Annotated in this window: 11 protein-coding genes; 10 read left to right on the top strand and 1 reads right to left on the bottom strand. The window is 68.2% G+C overall.

The genetic code is table 11. The features are described 5' to 3' along the window. Nucleotides 1-42 precede the first annotated feature (42 nt). Entirely contained in the window at nucleotides 43-3,786 is a 3,744-nt protein-coding gene (locus ABZ642_RS26725; protein WP_360488997.1) for a GH92 family glycosyl hydrolase, read from the bottom strand. A gap of 424 nt (nucleotides 3,787-4,210) precedes the next feature. Here ABZ642_RS26725 and ngcE point away from each other — a divergent pair, with 424 nt between their 5' ends. The 10 genes from ngcE (at nucleotide 4,211) to ABZ642_RS26775 (ending at nucleotide 18,165) form a co-directional block, all read left to right on the top strand. Continuing rightward, nucleotides 4,211-5,662, top strand: coding sequence for an N-acetylglucosamine/diacetylchitobiose ABC transporter substrate-binding protein (gene ngcE / locus ABZ642_RS26730; RefSeq protein ID WP_360488967.1), 1,452 nt, complete (start codon nucleotides 4,211-4,213; stop codon nucleotides 5,660-5,662). A 27-nt stretch (nucleotides 5,663-5,689) separates the two neighbouring features. Beyond that, on the top strand, nucleotides 5,690-6,616 hold the full coding sequence (locus ABZ642_RS26735) for a sugar ABC transporter permease (RefSeq protein ID WP_360488968.1): 927 nt from the start codon (nucleotides 5,690-5,692) through the stop codon (nucleotides 6,614-6,616). A gap of 4 nt (nucleotides 6,617-6,620) precedes the next feature. After that, nucleotides 6,621-7,544: a carbohydrate ABC transporter permease gene (locus ABZ642_RS26740; protein WP_360488969.1), complete on the top strand. Its 924-nt coding sequence runs from the start codon at nucleotides 6,621-6,623 to the stop codon at nucleotides 7,542-7,544. Between the two features lie 318 nt (nucleotides 7,545-7,862). After that, the gene (locus tag ABZ642_RS26745) at nucleotides 7,863-9,062 is read left to right on the top strand and encodes an ROK family transcriptional regulator (RefSeq protein ID WP_360488970.1); all 1,200 of its coding nucleotides are present in this window, start codon (nucleotides 7,863-7,865) and stop codon (nucleotides 9,060-9,062) included. 133 nt (nucleotides 9,063-9,195) lie between these two features. Next, a complete protein-coding gene (locus ABZ642_RS26750) occupies nucleotides 9,196-10,287 on the top strand; it encodes a substrate-binding domain-containing protein (RefSeq protein ID WP_360488971.1) in 1,092 nt (363 codons plus the stop codon). 324 nt (nucleotides 10,288-10,611) lie between these two features. After that, a complete protein-coding gene (locus ABZ642_RS26755) occupies nucleotides 10,612-11,403 on the top strand; it encodes an ATP-binding cassette domain-containing protein (RefSeq protein WP_360488972.1) in 792 nt (263 codons plus the stop codon). A gap of 44 nt (nucleotides 11,404-11,447) precedes the next feature. Further along, on the top strand, nucleotides 11,448-12,749 hold the full coding sequence (locus ABZ642_RS26760) for a sugar ABC transporter permease (RefSeq protein WP_360488998.1): 1,302 nt from the start codon (nucleotides 11,448-11,450) through the stop codon (nucleotides 12,747-12,749). A 258-nt stretch (nucleotides 12,750-13,007) separates the two neighbouring features. Beyond that, nucleotides 13,008-14,924 (top strand): 1-deoxy-D-xylulose-5-phosphate synthase, encoded by a 1,917-nt coding sequence (dxs, locus tag ABZ642_RS26765; RefSeq protein WP_360488973.1) that lies wholly within the window; start codon nucleotides 13,008-13,010, stop codon nucleotides 14,922-14,924. 223 nt (nucleotides 14,925-15,147) lie between these two features. Beyond that, nucleotides 15,148-16,644, top strand: a complete 1,497-nt coding sequence (locus ABZ642_RS26770) for an amino acid permease (RefSeq protein WP_360488974.1) — start codon at nucleotides 15,148-15,150, stop codon at nucleotides 16,642-16,644. 72 nt (nucleotides 16,645-16,716) lie between these two features. After that, nucleotides 16,717-18,165, top strand: coding sequence for a glycosyltransferase family 39 protein (locus ABZ642_RS26775; RefSeq protein ID WP_360488975.1), 1,449 nt, complete (start codon nucleotides 16,717-16,719; stop codon nucleotides 18,163-18,165). Nucleotides 18,166-18,238: the final 73 nt, after the last annotated feature.

Genomic DNA, 18,238 nt, shown 5'->3' on the forward strand with positions numbered 1-18,238 from the left:
GGGCGGACCCGAACGGGCCCGCCCCCCTCTCCGTGCCGTGCCTCAGGCCAGCAACTCCACCTCCGCCAGCGTCGAAGCGTCGTCCAGGACGAGCCGGTAGTGCGCGTACGTCCCGGGCGTGCGGACCGTGAACGCCCGGGTCTGCAGGTTCCAGGCGAAGGTCTCGCCCGACCGCCGGTCCACGGTGCGCCAGTGGGCGCCGTCCGTCGAGGCCTGGAGGGTCCACCCCGTCGGGGCCCTGGTGTGGTCCGCCGGTGAGGTGAGCGTGTACTGGATCCCCTTGACCGACCGGGTCACCGGCAGGTCCACCGAGGTCACCGCCTGCTCCGTCGCCGACGTGTTGTCGAACAGGGAGCCGTCACCCTTCAGGACGTCCGCGCGCGGAGCCGGGACCTTGTCGTCCTTGGCGATCGAGACCGGGCCGGCGTTCTTGCCGGTGCCCCACGTCGACGGCTTCGGGCCCATCGCGAAGTCGATGATCCCGCCCTTGGAGATGAGCGAGTGGGGGAGCGAGGTCGACGTCCAGATACGGCCGTTGACCCGCACACCCTGCACGTAGACGTTGGTCGCGCTGTTGCGCGGCGCCCGGATCACCAGGTCCCGGCCGTTCTCCAGGTGGACCGTGGCCTTCTTGAACAGCGGCGAGCCGATCGAGTAGTCGCCGCTGCCCATCACCAGCGGGTAGAAGCCGAGGGCCGAGAAGAGGTACCAGGCCGACTGCTCGCCGTTGTCCTCGTCGCCGTGGTAGCCCTGGCCGATCTCGCTGCCCAGATAGAGCCGGGAGACCGCTTCACGGACGTAGGCCTGTGTCTTCCAGGGCTCGCCGGCCGCGTCGTACATGTAGATGACGTGGTGGGCGACCTGGTTGGAGTGGCCGTACATGCCCATCCGGACGTCCCGGGCCTCGGTCATCTCGTGGATGACCCCGCCGTAGGAGCCGACGAAGTCGGTGGAGGCCGTCTCGGGGGTCGCGAAGTACTCGTCCAGCTTGTCCGCGAGTCCGGACCGGCCGCCGTACAGGTTGGCGAGGCCCCGGCTGTCCTGCGGAGCCGTGAAGGCGTAGCCCCAGCCGTTGGTCTCGGTGTAGTCGTAACCCCACACCCGCGGGTCGTACGACGACGAGTCCACCCGCCACTTGCCCTGGGCGTCCTTGCCCTGGAAGAAGCCGGCCTTGGAGTCGAAGAGGTTCACATAGTCCTGGGCGCGGTTGAGGAAGTAGTCCGACTCCTCCTTGTAGCGCTTCTCGCCGGTCTTCTTGTACAGGGCCAGGCCCATCTCGGCGATGCCGTAGTCGTTGACGTACCCCTCCATCGCCCAGGACAGGCCCTCGCGGGTGTCGTCGCTGGTGTAGCCGAGGAAGGGAGAGGTCGACATGCCCTTGCGGCCCACGCCGGAGGAGGGCGGGACGACCGTCGCGTTCTTCACGGCCGCCTCGTAGGCCGCCTTCGCGTCGAAGTTCACGCCCTTGACGTACGCGTCGGCGAACGCCACGTCCGAGGAGGTGCCGGTCATCAGATCGGCGTAACCGGGGGAGGACCAGCGCGAGGTCCAGCCGCCGTCCTTGTACTGCTGCACGAACCCGTCGACCATCTCACCGGCCTGACCGGGCGTCAGGAACGAGTAGGCCGGCCAGGTCGTGCGATACGTGTCCCAGAAGCCGTTGTTGACGTACACCTTGCCGTCCACGATCTTCGCGCCGGTGTGCGTCGGGGTGTCCTGGCTGGTCATCGGCGAGAACGGGGAGGCGTACTGGTCCTTCGAACCGACCCTCTCGAAGCCGGAGTTGGGATACAGGTACAGCCGGTACATGCTGGAGTAGAGCGTGGTCAGCTGGTCCGCCGTGGCGCCCTCCACCTCGACCTTGCCGAGCAGCTTGTCCCAGGCCTTCCGGGCGTGCGCCTTGACGGTGTCGAAGGTGGCGCCGTCCGGGATCTCCTGGCGCAGGTTGTCCTGGGCCTGGTCGACGCTGATGAGGGAGGTGGCCAGGCGGAGCGTGACGGTGTGGTCGGCGCCCGCGTCGAAGCGCAGATAGCCCTTGACCCCGCTGGAGTCGCCGCCCGTCACCGGCTTGTCGAAGACGCCGTAGACGAACAGGCGGGTGGCGCCGGTCGACAGGCCGGACTTGACGTCGGAGTAGCCGGTGACGATCCCGTGCTCCTTGTCCAGGGTCAGGCCCGCCTGCTCGGTCACGTTGTCGAAGATCACGCTCGCGTCGTCGCCCGGGTAGGTGAAGCGCAGCGCGGCCGCGTGGTCGGTGGGCGCTATCTCGGCCTTGAGACCGTTCTCGAACCGCACCCCGTAGTAGTACGGCCGCGCGGTCTCGTTCTCGTGCCGGAAGGCCAGCTCCCGTGCCTCCCGGCCGGTGTCCGGGGTGCCGGCGGCGACGGACGGCATCATCTGGAAGGTCTGCCGGTCGCCCATCCAGGGGCTGGGCTCGTGGCTGGCGCTGAACGCCTGGATCGTCGGCAGGTTGTCGTCGTTGTTCGCCCGTGCGTATTCGTACAGCCAGCTCTCCGAGGACGCGTTGGTCACCGGCGTCCAGAAGTTGAAGCCGTGCGGCAGGGCGGTCGCCGGGAAGTTGTTGCCGCGCGAGAAGCTGCCGCTGGAGTTGGTGCCGCGGGTGGTCAGCGCGTAGTCGGACAGATGCGCCTTGGGCTTCTCGGGGGCGACGGGCTCGATGTTCACGTCGTCGATCCAGCCCCGGAACTTGGCCGGGCCCGCGGGCGAGTCGTAGCCCACCAGGATCCGGTCGACGGTCCTGCCGGCCGCGACCGAACCGATCACCGACGAGACGTCGTTCCACTGGTTGACGTACAGCCCCTTCGACGCGCCCTGGCCGCGCGGCGACAGCGCGAACCCGTGCTGGTCCACCGCCCCGAGGCCGCTCAGGTAGGTGCCGTCGGTGAAGGCCAGGTCGACGGAGACGTTGGTGGCGTCGTAGTCGAGGTCGCCGTCGGCCATCGAGGGGAAGATCCGGTACGACAGCCGGGTGTCGCGTCGGACCTTCACGTTCACGTCGAAGACCTTGTTGTACGAGTACGCCCGCCCGCTCGCGGTGTGCCGGCCCGCGTAGCGCAGCGCATGGGTCCCGGTGAAGCCGGCCCGGGCCTTCGCGGTCGGCGAGCCGCTCGGGCCCTTGTCGACCAGCGAGAGCATGTCCTGGGGCACCGGGCCGCCGCTGCCGCCCGTGGAGAACTGGACGTCGGCGATCTGCAGGATGTCCGGGGCGCCGTTGTTCTTCGTGACGTCGAGCCGGAAGTGCTGGTACTCGGCGGGTGCCGAGAGGTCGTACGTCCTGGTCTGGAACCGCTCGGTGAAGCCTTCGCCCGTGCGGGTGTCGACGGTCTTCCAGTCCTTGCCGTCCGTCGAGCCCTGGAGGGTCCAGTCGGCCGGGTCGCGCTCGGCGTAGTCGTTGGCCGAGGTGATGGCGTACGTCACCAGTTTGACGGGCTTGTCGAAGTCGAACTCCGCCCAGCCGGTCGGCTCGAAGGTGAGCCACTTGGTGCCCGGTTCGCCGTCGACGAGGTTCTCCTTGACCTCACCCGCGCCGGTGTTCTCGCCGCTGGCCCGCATGTCGGTCACATGGTCGGTGACATTGCCGGGGATGCCGGTGCTGTAGCCGCCGTCGACACCCGAGGCGCGCGGGGCGCCACCAGGGTCCGTGTCGACCGTGTCGGTCCAGTCCGGTGACGGATCGCCAGACTCGAACGAGGATGCGAACTCCGTCGCGGCGGCCGGTGCCTTGGCCGGCAGGGCGACCGCGGCCCCCTGGGAGCCCAGGGTCATGACTACGGCGGCCGCGATCACGACCGCCGTACCAGATCTGTGTCCTGTTCTTCGCTGCGTTCTCCGCTGCATCACAACGGGTACCCTCCCTGCCACATGAGACAACGTTGTCAGATGCGTGGCGCAGGAACCAGTAGGTGGTCAAGTGGTCGGTGATGTCAAGGGTGTTGGCTGCGGCATTCAGGGGTCTATGTCGGCTCTTTTTCCGGCAAGCCGTACACAGCTCGCTCAGATTTCCGACAGGTCTCAACTAGGAAAAGACCCTTGGCCAACCTTGCATTCGATCTTGCCCCGCTGGCGGGAAGTGGACTATACCTGTCGGCGTTTCCTGCGTGACTTCCTGCACGGCCCAGCACTACCCGACCGCGGTGCCGGGGAGGATCCGGTTCACCGCCTGAGTCCTGGAGAGGGCGAGGACTTGAGCATGGGATCCACATCCGCAGCCAGTCATGGTTCCGAAGGCGTCGGCCGCCGCGATCTGATCAAGCGGTCAGCCGCACTCGGCCTGATTTCGGTCCCCACCGTCGGATTTCTCTCCGCCTGCGCAAGCAGCGGCGGAGGCGGTCAGTCCAAGGACAAGGCCGGCAAGAAGACGGCCAAGAACCCGCTCGGCGTCAACGACACCGCCAAGATGGAATTCGTCCTCTTCGACGGCGGTTTCGGCAAGGAGTACGCCGAGGACGCGGTGAAGATCTACCAGAAGGACTTCCCGAAGGCCAAGGTCAAGTTCTCGGCCACCCAGAAGATCCAGTCCACCCTGCAGCCCCGCTTCAACCAGGGCACCCCGCCGGACCTCATCGACAACTCCGGCGCCGAGCAGATGGACATGGGCGTGCTGGTCGGCAAGAAGCAGCTGGCCGATCTCACCCCGCTCCTCGACGCGCCGTCGTACGACGACCCGAACAAGAAGGTCCGCGACACGCTGCGCCCCGGCATCGTCGAGATGGGCCAGTTCGACGGCGACCCGGTCTGGATCATGTACTACGCCTACACGGTGTACGGCGTCTGGTACTCGCAGAAGGCTCTGGACTCGCTCGACGCGGAATACCCGCAGACCTGGGACCAGATGATCGCCGTCTGCGAGAAGGCCAAGAAGAAGGGCATGGCCGGCTGGACGTACGCGGGCAAGTACCCGTACTACATCCCCTTCTCGCTGTACCCGATGATCGGCAAGGTCGGCGGCGTCGAGGTGCTGAACGCGATCGACAACCTGGAGCCGAACGCCTGGAAGCACCCGGCCGTCAAGGCGTGTTTCGAGGCCTACTACGAGCTCTACAAGAAGGGCTACATCCTGAAGGGCACCCCCGGCCTGGACCACATCCAGTCACAGACCGCCTGGGCCCAGGGCAAGGCGCTGTTCATCCCGAACGGCTCCTGGGTGGAGAACGAGTCGGCGAACGTCATCCCCTCCGACTTCAACCTCGCCGTCTCCGCGCCCACAGGCATCGACAAGAGCGACAAGATGCCGTTCGGCACCATCTGGGCCTCCGGCGGCGAGCCGTTCATCGTCCCGGCCAAGGCGGCGAACGCCGAGGGCGGCATGGAGCAGCTGCGCATCATGCTCAGCGAGGCGTCCTCCAAGAACTTCACGTCGAAGGTGAAGTCGCTGACCGCGTACAACGGCGGCACCGACGGCATCACCCTCACCCCGGGCCTCACCTCCGGCGTCGCCGCCCTGAAGCTGGCCGGGTCGAACGTGGTCAACCCGCGGCTCCAGGACTGGTATGTGCAGCTTCAGAAGGAGAAGATCGGGGTGGCCGGCCTCGGCGAGATGATGGCCGGCCGGCTGACCCCGGCGGAGGCCATCAAGAAGATCCAGGGCTATGCCGACGAGGCGGCCAAGGACACCACGATCAAGCACTACAAGCACCAGTAATACCCACCTCACGGCACCGGAGTGGCGATGCAGCACGGCAAGTACCGGTTCATTGTGGGGTTTCTGGCGTTGCCCCTCGGACTGTACGCGCTCTTCGTGGTCTGGCCGTTCATCCAGTCCATCTACTACTCGTTCACGGACTGGACCGGCCTGAGCCCCGATTTCAAGATGGTCGGCCTGGACAATTACAAGAGGATGCTCCACGACGACATCTTCTGGAAGTCCTTGCAGCACAGCTTGATGTTCGCGGTCGTGCTGCCGCTGGTGACGATCAGCCTGGCGCTGTTCTTCGCCTTCATGATCAATGTGGGCGGTCGCAGGAGGAAGGGCGGCCCGGTCGTCACCGGTGTCCGGGGCTCTTCCTTCTACAAGATCGTCTATTTCTTCCCGCAGGTGCTTTCGATCGCGATCGTCTCGCTGCTGTTCGCCTTCGCGTACAACCCGGACAGCGGCGCGATCAATTCACTGCTCCGCGGAATTGGTCTGGACAACATCCAGCCGCTGTGGCTCGGCGACCCGAGCCTGGCGCTGTGGTGTGTGATGGCTGTACTGGTCTGGTCCTCGGTCGGCTTCTTCGTGGTCCTCTTCTCGGCGGGCATGGCGTCCATCCCCACGGATCTCTACGAGGCCGCCCTGCTCGACGGCGCCGGCCGCGCGACGACCTTCTTCCGCCTCACCCTGCCGCTGCTGTGGGACACCGTGCAGTCCGGCTGGGTCTACATGGGCATCCTCGCGCTCGGCGCTGAGTCGTTCGCAGTCGTACAGATCATGACGACCGGACCGGGCGGTCCCGACTACTCGACGACCGTGATGGTCCTGTACGTGTACCAGAAGGCGTTCCGGGACGGTCAGGCCGCCTACGCCACCACCATCGGCGTCGCCCTGCTGGTCGTCACGCTCGCCTTCGCGGCGATCGTGATGCGGCTGGGCCGTCGCGAGCGGCTGGAGTACTGAAGCGATGACGACCACCGAGACCGACGCCCCGATGCCGACCGGCCCCGACGCGCCCGTGGCCAAGACCGAGATCCCCGCGCCGAAGCCGTCCCGGCGCAGGCGCGAGGGCGGGATCCTCAACGTCTTCTCCCACGGCGTCCTGATCCTCTGGGCGATCATGGTGGTCATGCCGCTGGTCTGGGCGGTGATGACCTCCTTCAAGGACGACGGGTCCATCTTCAGCTCACCGTGGGCGCTGCCGGACAAGCTGCACTTCGACAACTGGTCGCGGGCCTGGACCCAGGCCAACATGAGCGACTACTTCCTGAACACCATCCTGGTGGTGGGCGGTTCACTCATCGGCACACTGGTGCTCGGCTCGATGGCGGCCTACGTCCTGGCCCGCTTCGACTTCCCGGGCAACCGCTTCATCTACTTCCTGTTCGTCGGCGGCATGAGCTTCCCGATCATGCTCGCGCTGGTCCCGCTGTTCTACGTCGTGAACAACATGGGCCTGCTGAACACCATCCACGGTCTGATCCTGGTCTACATCGCGTACTCGCTGCCGTTCACGGTCTTCTTCCTCACAGCGTTCTTCCGCACCCTGCCCACCTCGGTGGCCGAAGCCGCCTTCGTCGACGGCGCCTCGCACACCCGCACGTTCTTCCAGATCATGCTGCCGATGGCGAAGCCCGGCCTGATCAGCGTGGGGATCTTCAACTTCCTGGGCCAGTGGAACCAGTACATGCTCCCGACGGTCCTCAACACGGATCCCGACAAGCACGTCCTCACCCAGGGGCTGGTCCAGCTGGCGGTCAGCCAGGGTTACAAGGGCGACTGGTCGGGCCTGTTCGCCGGCCTGGTGATGGCGATGCTTCCGGTCCTGGCGGCGTACATCATCTTCCAGCGCCAGGTGGTGGCGGGTCTGACGGCGGGTGCTTTGAAGTAACGAAGCGTTTGCGCTCCGAAAGAGGTGCGGGCCGTGCTCGTGTGCGGCTCCGCCGCGCGGGCGCGACCAGCCACGACGCGCTCCGCACTCACTTCTCGGCCGTCACCCCGACCTCCTCACCAGTGGCCTAGACATGTCGAAAGCATGTCTCTCAGGCGACCCCCGAACCGCCAACGATTTCTGTCAAGGACTTGACGGCGGTAACCCGTTCAGCAGAGCTTGGAGTTCATAACTTGTAAGTGGCCCGGTCTCAGTGAGGTGACCTGGGTCACGTTGGCGGCACCGTGGCCGCCTCCGATGGCGGGAGTGGATGGGTCGATGGAGACTCCGGGGTCGCAGTCGTCGCTGCACCGAGCCAACCTGGAACGTGTCGTACGGGCCGTACGTCTGGCCGGATCGCTCACCCAGGCGGAGATCGCGCGTACGACCGGCCTGTCGGCGGCGACGGTCTCCAACATCGTGCGCGAGCTCAAGGACGGCGGAACCGTCGAGGTCACGCCCACGTCGGCGGGTGGCCGCAGGGCCCGCAGCGTGAGTCTGAGCGGTGACGCCGGCATCGTCATCGGGGTCGACTTCGGCCACACCCACCTGCGCGTCGCGATCGGGAACCTGGCCCACCAGGTGCTGGCCGAGGAGTCCGAGCCCCTCGACGTGGACTCGTCGTCCAGCCAGGGCTTCGACCGGGCGGAAGAGCTGGTCAACCGCCTGATCGCGGCGACCGGCGTGGACCGTTCGAAGATCGCCGGCGTGGGCGTCGGCGTCCCCGGCCCGATCGACGTCGAGTCCGGCACCCTCGGCTCGAGCGCCATCCTGCCCGGCTGGATCGGCGCGAGACCCGCCGAGGAGCTCAGACTCCGCCTCGGCGTCCCCGTGCACGTGGACAACGACGCCAACCTCGGAGCCCTGGGCGAGCTGGTCTGGGGCAGCGGCAAGGGCGTGCGTGATCTCGCTTACATCAAGGTCGCGAGCGGTGTCGGCGCCGGTCTGGTGATCAACGGGAAGATCTACCGAGGACCCGGCGGCACAGCTGGCGAAATCGGACATATTACACTCGATGAATCCGGCCCGGTCTGCCGCTGCGGCAACCGTGGCTGCCTGGAGACCTTCGCGGCGGCCCGCTACGTGCTGCCACTGCTCCAGCCCAGTCACGGCACCGACCTGACCATGGAAGGCGTCGTACGGCTGGCCCGGGACGGTGACCCCGGCTGCCGTCGGGTGATCGCCGACGTCGGCCGGCACATCGGCAGCGGTGTGGCCAATCTCTGCAACCTGCTGAACCCGAGCAGGGTGGTCCTCGGCGGCGACCTCGCCGAGGCCGGAGAGCTGGTCCTGGCGCCCATCAGGGAGTCCGTGGGGCGCTATGCGATCCCCAGCGCCGCCCGGCAGCTCTCGGTGCTTCCAGGGGCCCTCGGCGGCCGCGCGGAGGTGCTCGGCGCGCTCGCTCTCGCGCTCAGCGAGATGGGCGATTCGACCCTTTTGGATGGGTCGTTGCCTGCCGTTGCACCTGCCTTCACTTAGAGAACGAATGGCGCCGTTGCCATCTCGTTAAGTATTTACTTCTTGACGCCGCAGTCGCGGCCGAGTTGACTTCCAGCCACCTCGGCCGCAGCGTTGCGGCCCTGTCAGGGAGGCACCCCCAATGAACGCAACGATGCGTAGAGTCGTGATCGGCACCGCCGCGGTTTCCATGGCGCTGTCGGTCGCCGCCTGTGGCAAGGCCGGCGACGACAAGAAGAGCGACTCGAGCAGCAGCAGCTCCTCCGGTGGCAAGACCATCGGCCTGCTGCTCCCCGACAGCGTGACCGCGCGCTACGAGAAGTTCGACCACCCGTACTTCGAGGCGCAGGTCAAGCAGCTGTGTGCCGACTGCACGGTCGACTACGCGAACGCCGCCGGTGACGCCGCCAAGCAGGCCCAGCAGGTCAGCACCATGGTCACCAAGGGCGTCAAGGTCATCGTGATCTCCGCCCAGGACTCTGCGGCCATCAAGTCCTCCATCGACGCCGCCGTGGCCAAGGGTGTCAAGGTCGTCGCGTACGACCGCCTCGCCCAGGGCAAGGTCTCGGCCTACGTCTCCTTCGACAACGTCAAGGTCGGCGAGCTCCAGGGCCAGGCCCTGCTCGACGCCCTCGGCTCCAAGGCGACCACCAAGTCCAAGGTCGTCATGATCAACGGTGACGACGCCGACCCGAACGCCGCCCAGTTCAAGGCGGGCGCCCACAAGGCACTGGACGGCAAGGTCAAGATCGCCTACGAGCAGTCCGGCCTGTGGAAGGACACCGTCGCCGCGCAGAAGGTCAAGGCGGCCATCACGCAGCTCGGCGCCAAGAACATCGCGGGCGTCTACTCCGCCAACGACGGCATGGCCGGTGGTATCGCCACCACCCTCAAGGGCGCCGGCATCAGCGGCATCCCGCTGACCGGTCAGGACGCGGAGCTCGCGGGCATCCAGCGCATCGTCGCCGGCACCCAGTCCTCCACCGTCTACAAGGCGTTCAAGCCGGAGGCCGACGCCGCCGCCACGATCGCCGTGGACCTGCTGCAGGGCAAGAGCATCTCCTCGCTCGCCACCACCACGCAGACCAGCGGCTCCGGCGACAAGGTGCCCTCGCAGCTGCTGACCCCGGTGTCGGTCACCAAGGCCAACATCAACGACACCGTGATCAAGGACAAGCTGTACACCGTCGCGGACATCTGCACCGCCGAGTTCGCGAAGGCCTGCAAGGCCGCCGGCCTGCAGTAGTCCCGCCCTGGAGCCGTCCGGCTCCGGCCGTCAGCGCCCGGGTGATCGCAGTACGACACCCGGGCCCCGGCTGCCCGACGCGCCCGGTCCTTCCGCAAGGGCCCCGTCCGTCCGGCGGTCTCGCGAAACCCCTCCGACGCCCGCTCCGGCCTTCATACCCCGCTGCCGGAGCGGGCGTCGGACGGACCCGTTGCCAAGCGCAGCGGATTCGCGCATGTTCATCTTGTAAACCACGTGCGTACACCGACCAACCTGAGGTACCGCACGGCCCTCCGCGCCTGATCACACAAGCGCGGCATCCCCGCCGGTCAGGCGGCGAAGGAGATGGTTCACGTGTCCGCTACGCCCGTGCTGGCGTTGCGCGGAGTCTCCAAGCGATTCGGTGCGGTCCAGGCCCTCACCGAAGTCGATCTGGAGGTCCACGCCGGAGAAGTGGTCGCCCTGGTGGGCGACAACGGCGCAGGAAAGTCGACCCTGGTCAAGACGATCGCGGGTGTCCACCCCATCGATGAGGGCGTCATCGAGTGGGAGGGCGGCCCGGTCAGCATCAACAAGCCGCACGACGCCCAGGGACTCGGCGTCGCGACGGTCTACCAGGACCTCGCCCTCTGCGACAACCTCGACGTGGTCGGCAACCTCTTCCTCGGCCGCGAGCTGCTGCACCGCGGCGTCATCGACGAGGTGACGATGGAGAAGCAGGCCCGCGAGCTGCTGAGCACGCTCTCCATCCGCATCCCGAGCGTGCGCATCCCGATCGCCAGCCTCTCCGGCGGTCAGCGTCAGGTCGTGGCCATCGCCCGCGCCCTGATCGGCGACCCCAAGGTCGTCATCCTCGACGAGCCCACCGCGGCCCTCGGTGTCGAGCAGACCGCGCAGGTCCTCGACCTGGTCGAGCGGCTCCGCGAGCGCAACCTCGCCGTCATTCTCATCAGCCACAACATGGCCGACGTGAAGGCGGTCGCGGACACCGTGGCGGTGCTGCGACTCGGCAAGAACAATGGTTTCTTCCCCGTGAAGAGCACCAGCCAGGAAGAGATCATCGCGGCGATCACGGGTGCCACGGACAACGCCGTGACCCGTCGTTCGGAGCGTCGCACCCCGGAGGCGGCAAAGTGAGTGAGACGTCGAACAAGACCGTAGCGGGCGACGAGTCGCCCAAGATCGAGAAGTCCGAGGCGGCCGAGACCCCGACCACGGTGGCGCCCGCCGACGACCCCACGGCCGCGCCGGTCACCGTCGTCGACCCGCGCCTGCTGGTCCGTGAGGAGGGCTTCAAGGGCTACCTCACCGAGTTCAAGCGCCGGGTGAAGGGCGGCGAGCTGGGCTCGCTGCCGGTCGTCATCGGCCTGATCATCATCTGGACCATCTTCCAGGTGAAGAACAGCCTGTTCCTCAGCGCGGACAACCTCTCCAACATCAGCTACTTCCTCGCGGCCACCGGCATGCTCGCCATCGGCCTGGTGTTCGTGCTGCTGCTCGGTGAGATCGACCTGTCCGTCGGCTCGGTGAGCGGACTCGCCTCCACGGTGTTCGCCGTCTTCGTGGTCAACCACGGAATGAACCAGTGGCTGGCGCTGATCCTCACGATCATCACCGGCATCGGTATCGGCGCGCTGCACGGCTGGTTCTTCGCGAAGATCGGCGTACCCGCGTTCGTGGTCACCCTGGCCGGCTTCCTCGGCTGGAACGGTCTGATGCTGTGGCTGCTGGGTTCCAGCGGCACGATCAACATCCCGGCCGACAGCGGTCCGGTGCACGTCCTCGGCCAGAGCTCCTTCTTCATGGACCAGGCCATCATCGGCGCCTACCTGCTGGCCGGCCTCGGTGTGGTGCTCTCGGCGGTGGGCCAGTTCAACGAGCAGCGCCGGCGCCGCGCGGCCGGTGTGCCGTTCCGGCCCACCAGCGAGATCGTGATCCGCATCGCGCTGCTCGCGATCGCGTCCTTCGTCGCGGCCGCGGTGCTGAACAACGCGTCCGGCGTCTCCAACGCGCTGGTGATCTTCCTCGCGTCGCTGGTGGTCGTCGACTTCGTGCTCCGTCGTACGACCTACGGCCGCAAGGTCTTCGCGGTCGGCGGTGGCATCGAGGCGGCCCGCCGTGCGGGTATCAGCGTGCCGATGGTCCGGATCACCGTGTTCGCGATCTCCGGTGGCTTCGCGGCCATCGGCGGTATGTTCTTCGCCGGTCAGACGGCGAGCGCGACGCTCAACGCCGGTGGCGGCAACACCCTGATGCTCGCCATCGCGGCGGCGGTCATCGGTGGTACGTCGCTGTTCGGTGGCCGCGGTACCGTCTGGTCCGCCCTCCTGGGCATGCTGGTCATCCAGTCCATCCAGACCGGCCTCGACCTGTTGAACATGAACACGTCGATCCAGTACATGATCACCGGTGGTGTTCTGCTGGGTGCGGTCGTCATCGACTCCGTCTCCCGCAAGAGCCAGAAGGCGGCCGGGCGCGGATAGCGCCTTCGGGGCTGCGGACCATGGGCGGCTGACCCGCCGTCGTGGCTGGTCGCGCACACAGCCCCGCGCCCCTGGGCGGTACTTGTGCCCGGTGCCTTGAATGGCACCGGGCACAGTCGTGTCATAGGTGGGCCTCATGATGGGTACGGCCGTTCGCGTGACCAATGACCCATGGGCCGGAGTCCGGCCGCCCGGGCGGAACATTAGACTCGACAGGCCCGGCAACAGCTCGATCAGCTCTACTGCAAGGAGGCACGGGTGCCGCTGCTGACCCGTATCAGGGGACCGCGCGATCTGGACCGGCTCAGCCCCGAGGAGCTGGTCCAGCTGGCAGAGGAGATCCGGAGCTTCCTCGTGGAGGCGGTCTCCAAGACCGGCGGACACCTGGGTCCCAACCTGGGCGTGGTCGAGCTCACCATCGCCCTGCACCGCGTCTTCGACTCGCCGAAGGACAAGGTGCTGTGGGACACCGGCCACCAGTCCTACGTGCACAAGCTGCTCACCGGCCGGCAGGACTTCTCTCGGCTGAAGCAGAAGGGCGGCCTGTCCGGCTACCCCTCGCGGGCCGAGTCCGAGCACGACGTCATCGAGAACAGCCACGCCTCCACGGTCCTCGGCTGGGCCGACGGCATCGCCAAGGGCAACCAGCTCCTCGAACGCGACAGCCACGTCGTCGCCGTGATCGGTGACGGCGCCCTCACCGGCGGCATGGCCTGGGAGGCGCTCAACAACATCGCCGACGCCAAGGACCGCCCGCTGGTCATCGTCGTCAACGACAACGAGCGGTCGTACGCCCCGACCATCGGCGGCCTCGCCAATCACCTGGCGACCCTGCGCACGACGGACGGGTACGAGCGGTTCCTGGCCCGGGGCAAGGACCTGCTGGAGCGCACACCCGTCGTCGGCAGGCCGCTCTACGACACCCTGCACGGCGCCAAGAAGGGGCTGAAGGACTTCATCGCCCCGCAGGGCATGTTCGAGGACCTGGGCCTGAAGTACGTCGGTCCGATCGACGGTCACGACATGGAGGCCCTGGAGTCGGCCCTCGCCCGGGCCAAGCGGTTCGGCGGCCCGGTGATCGTGCACTGCCTCACCGAGAAGGGCCGCGGTTACCAGCCCGCCCTCCAGGACGAGGCCGACCGCTTCCACGGCATCGGCCCCATCCACCCCGACACCGGCCTGCCGGTCAAGGCCTCCGGCGCCGACTGGACCTCCGTCTTCGGCGACGAGATGGTCGAACTCGGCAAGGAGCGCGAGGACATCGTCGCCATCACGGCGGCCATGCTGCAGCCGGTCGGCCTGAAGAAGTTCGCCGACACCTTCCCGGAGCGGATCTACGACGTCGGCATCGCCGAGCAGCACGGTGCCACCTCCGCGGCGGGTCTGGCCACGGCCGGACTGCACCCGGTCTTCGCCGTGTACGCCACCTTCCTCAACCGCGCCTTCGACCAGGTGCTGATGGACGTGGCCCTGCACAGGTGCGGGGTGACCTTCGTCCTGGACCGGGCCGGCGTCACCGGTACCGACGGTGCCTCCCACAACGGCATGTGGGACATGTCGATCCTCCAGGTCGTCCCCGGTCTGCGGCTCGCCGCCCCGCGCGACGCCGACCAGGTCCGCGCCCAGCTCCGCGAGGCCGTCGAGGTCGACGACGCACCGACGGTCGTCCGCTTCTCGAAGGGCGCGGTCGGCCCCGCCGTGGCCGCCGTCGGCAAGGTCGGCGGCATGGACGTGCTGCGCGAGCCCGGCACCGACACCCCGGACGTCCTCCTGGTCTCCGTGGGCGCCCTCGCTCCGATGTGCCTGGAGATCGCCGCACTCCTCGACAAGCAGGGCATCTCCACCACCGTCGTCGACCCGCGCTGGGTGAAGCCGGTGGACGAGGCGATGGCCCCGCTGGCCGAGCGGCACCGGGTGGTCGTCACGGTCGAGGACAACATCCGCGTCGGCGGCGTGGGCGCGACGATCGCCCAGGCCCTGCGCGACGCGGGCGTGGACGTCCCCCTGCGCGACTTCGGCATCCCGCCCCGCTTCCTCGACCACGCGTCGAGGGCCGAGGTCATGACGGAGATCGGCCTGACGGCCCCGGACATCGCCCGCCAGGTCACCGGTCTGGTCGCGAAGCTGGACGGCACGACGACGGAAGTCGACTCGGTGGAGCCCGCGAGGGATTGAGACGTCCTGGCCGAGGCGCGCCCCTTCAGGGGCGCGGGGAACTGCGCGACCAGCCCCCACCGGCCGGCAGCCCTCGACGAAACACGAACCACCCCGATGGGTCGGTTTCGCTCACCCTCCGGTGGCGAGACCGGCCCGTCTGCGTGAACCTGCCTTTGCCGGGGCATACGCATCCCCGGCCCTCTCGATCATGTCGAGGACGACAAACGTGGGAGGTAGGCACGTGGCCAGTTCGCTCTTCAGGACCAAGAACGTCGAACAATCCATCAAGGACACCGAGGAACCGGAGCACGCGCTCAGGAAGTCGCTCTCGGCCCTGGACCTCACGGTCTTCGGCGTGGGTGTCATCATCGGCACCGGCATCTTCGTCCTGACCGGCACGGCCGCCAAGAACAACGCCGGCCCCGCCGTCGCGCTCTCCTTCGTCGTCGCCGGCGTCGTCTGCGGCCTCGCCGCCCTGTGCTACGCCGAGTTCGCCTCCACCCTCCCGGTGGCCGGTTCGGCGTACACCTTCTCGTACGCCTCGCTCGGCGAGTTCCCGGCCTGGATCATCGGCTGGGACCTGGTGCTGGAGCTGGCGCTGGGCACGGCGGTGGTCGCCGTCGGCTGGTCGGGGTACATCCACTCGCTGCTCGACAACGCCGGCTGGCAGCTGCCCGAGTACCTCAGCGGCCGGGACGGCGCCCACGGCTTCGGCTTCGACATCCTCGCCGCCGCCCTGGTCCTCGTCCTCACCGCGATCCTGGTCGTCGGCATGAAGCTCTCCGCCCGGGTCACCTCGGTCGTCGTCGCCATCAAGGTGGCCGTCGTCCTGGTCGTCATCATCGCGGGCGCCTTCTTCATCCACAGCGGCAACTACGACCCGTTCGTCCCGAAGGAGCAGCCGGTGCCGGCGGGAGGCAACCTCAAGGCTCCGCTGATCCAGCTGATGATCGGCTGGGCGCCCTCCAACTTCGGTGTGATGGGCATCTTCACCGCGGCGTCCGTCGTCTTCTTCGCCTTCATCGGCTTCGACGTGGTCGCCACCGCCGCCGAGGAGACCCGCAACCCCCAGCGGGACGTGCCGCGCGGCATCATCGGCTCCCTGATCATCTGCACCGCGCTGTACGTCGCCGTGGCGATCGTGGTGACCGGCATGCAGAAGTACAGTTCGCTGTCCGTGGACGCGCCGCTCGCCGACGCGTTCAAGGCCACCGGGCACCCCTGGTTCGCCGGTCTGATCAGCTTCGGCGCGGCCGTCGGCCTGACCACCGTGTGCATGATCCTGCTGCTCGGCCAGTCCCGGGTGTTCTTCGCGATGAGCCGGGACGGGCTGCTGCCCCGGTTCTTCTCCCACACCCACCCGAGGTTCCGCACCCCGTACCGGCCGACCATCCTGCTGGGCGTCGTCATCGCGATCGTCGCCGGCTTCACCAGTCTCAGCGAACTCGCCGAACTGGTGAACATCGGCACCCTCTTCGCCTTCATCGTCGTCGCGATCAGCGTGATCATCCTGCGCAACACCCGGCCCGACCTGGACCGGTCCTTCCGCACCCCGTGGGTACCGGCGCTGCCGATCGTCTCCGTGCTGGCCTCGCTGTGGCTGATGCTCAACCTGCCGGCCGAGACCTGGCTGCGGTTCGCCATCTGGATGGTCATCGGCTTCGTCGTCTACTTCCTCTACGGCCGCTCGCACAGCCGTCTCGCCGAACAGCGGCGGACCCCGGCCGACGCTCCGTAATCATCAGGCTCGCCACTCCGGCCCCGTATGTCCCGTCCAGGTGGGACTGCGGGGCCGGATAGCGTGCTCCCCATGCTTGTCGCCCCTCTCGTCCCGTCACGATCCGTAGTCGTCCGGAAGGGGTACTGGGCGCGGCTGCTGCCGCTGCTCGCCGTGCTGGCCTGCGTCACCCGGGTGCCGTCCTTCCGCCGGCCGCTGTGGAACCCGGACGAGGGCTTCCTCGCCGTACAGGCGCGCATGCTGGCGCGCGGCGGCCAGCTGTACGAGACGGTCGTGGACCGCAAGCCGCCGTTGTTGCCCTGGCTGTACGAGGGGGCGTTCGCGGTCTTCGGGTCGGGTTCGCTCACCCCGGTCCGGGTGCTCGCCGTGCTCGCCCAGCTGGCCACCGCCGTACTGCTCGCGTCGATCGCCCGGCGCCGGTGGGGCGACCGTGCGGGGCGCACCGCGGGGGCGCTGTACCTGCTGGTCTCGGTGGGACTCAACCCCGAGGACGCGCAGGCGGCGACCTTCGAGGTGTTCATACTGCCGGCCACGGCCGCCGCGATGTGGTGTGCCGACCGCCGCCGCTGGGGCGCCGCCGGAGCGGCCGTCGCCTGTGCCCTGCTCACCAAGCAGACCGGCGGTGCGGTCCTGCTGCCGGTGGTCTACCTCCTCAACCGGTACGGCGGCCCGCGCGCGAGCCTGCTCCGGCTGGCGGCCGGCGTCGCCCTGCCCGTACTGGGCGCGGCCCTGCTCACCGACCCGGCCGGCTTCGCCTTCTGGACGGTCACCGGATCCGGCGCTTACGCCTCCTTCACCGGCTCCGAACTCCACGTCCTGGCACGGGCGTTGACCAACACCGTGATCCTCGCCGCGGCCTGCGCCGGGCTGCTCCCGCCGGTCGCCCGCGCCCTGCGCATCGCCCGTACCGGAGCCGCCGACCTGTGGCTGTGGCTGGGCGCCTCGGCGGTCGCCGTCACCCTCGGCTTCCACTTCTTCGGCCACTACTTCCTGCAACTCACCCCGCCGCTCGCGCTGCTGGCCACGGCCGCGCTGCAGGTCCTGCCGAGGGCGCGGACCGCGGCCGCCGTCCGCACCTCGGCCTGCGTCTGCGCCCTGTTCCTGACCTGGGGACTCCTGGCTCCCCGGCCCGAACTCGCGCACGCCCAGCGGCTCGCGCTCGCCCTCGCCCATCGCACCCAGCCCGGCGACCGGGTGCTGGTCTGGGGCATGCACCCGGAGACGTACTGGCTCGCCGACCGCACCCCCGCCACCCGCTATCTCACCGCCGGCCTGCTCACCAACTTCAGCGGCGGCAGGGACGGTCCGCAGGTCGGCGAGAAGTACGCCGTAGAGGGCACCTGGCCGGTCTTCCGCGCCGAGCTGGCCGACCGGGCGCCGGCCCTGGTGGTCGACGACTCCCGGGGCAAGCCGTACGGCCCCGACCGCGTCCCCACCCTGCGCCGCCTGCTCGCGGTCGACTACGAACAGGTGGCCGAGGTGGACGGAGCGGTGCTGTACGCCCGCGCGCCGGCCGAGTGAGCCCGCGCAACGACGGGCAGGGGCGGGCCCGGTTCGGCGGAGCAGGGGTATGGGCGGGTCCCTTCCACGGAGC

The sequence above is a fragment of the Streptomyces sp. NPDC007157 genome (genome assembly GCF_040634235.1).
Classification (GTDB): domain Bacteria; phylum Actinomycetota; class Actinomycetes; order Streptomycetales; family Streptomycetaceae; genus Streptomyces.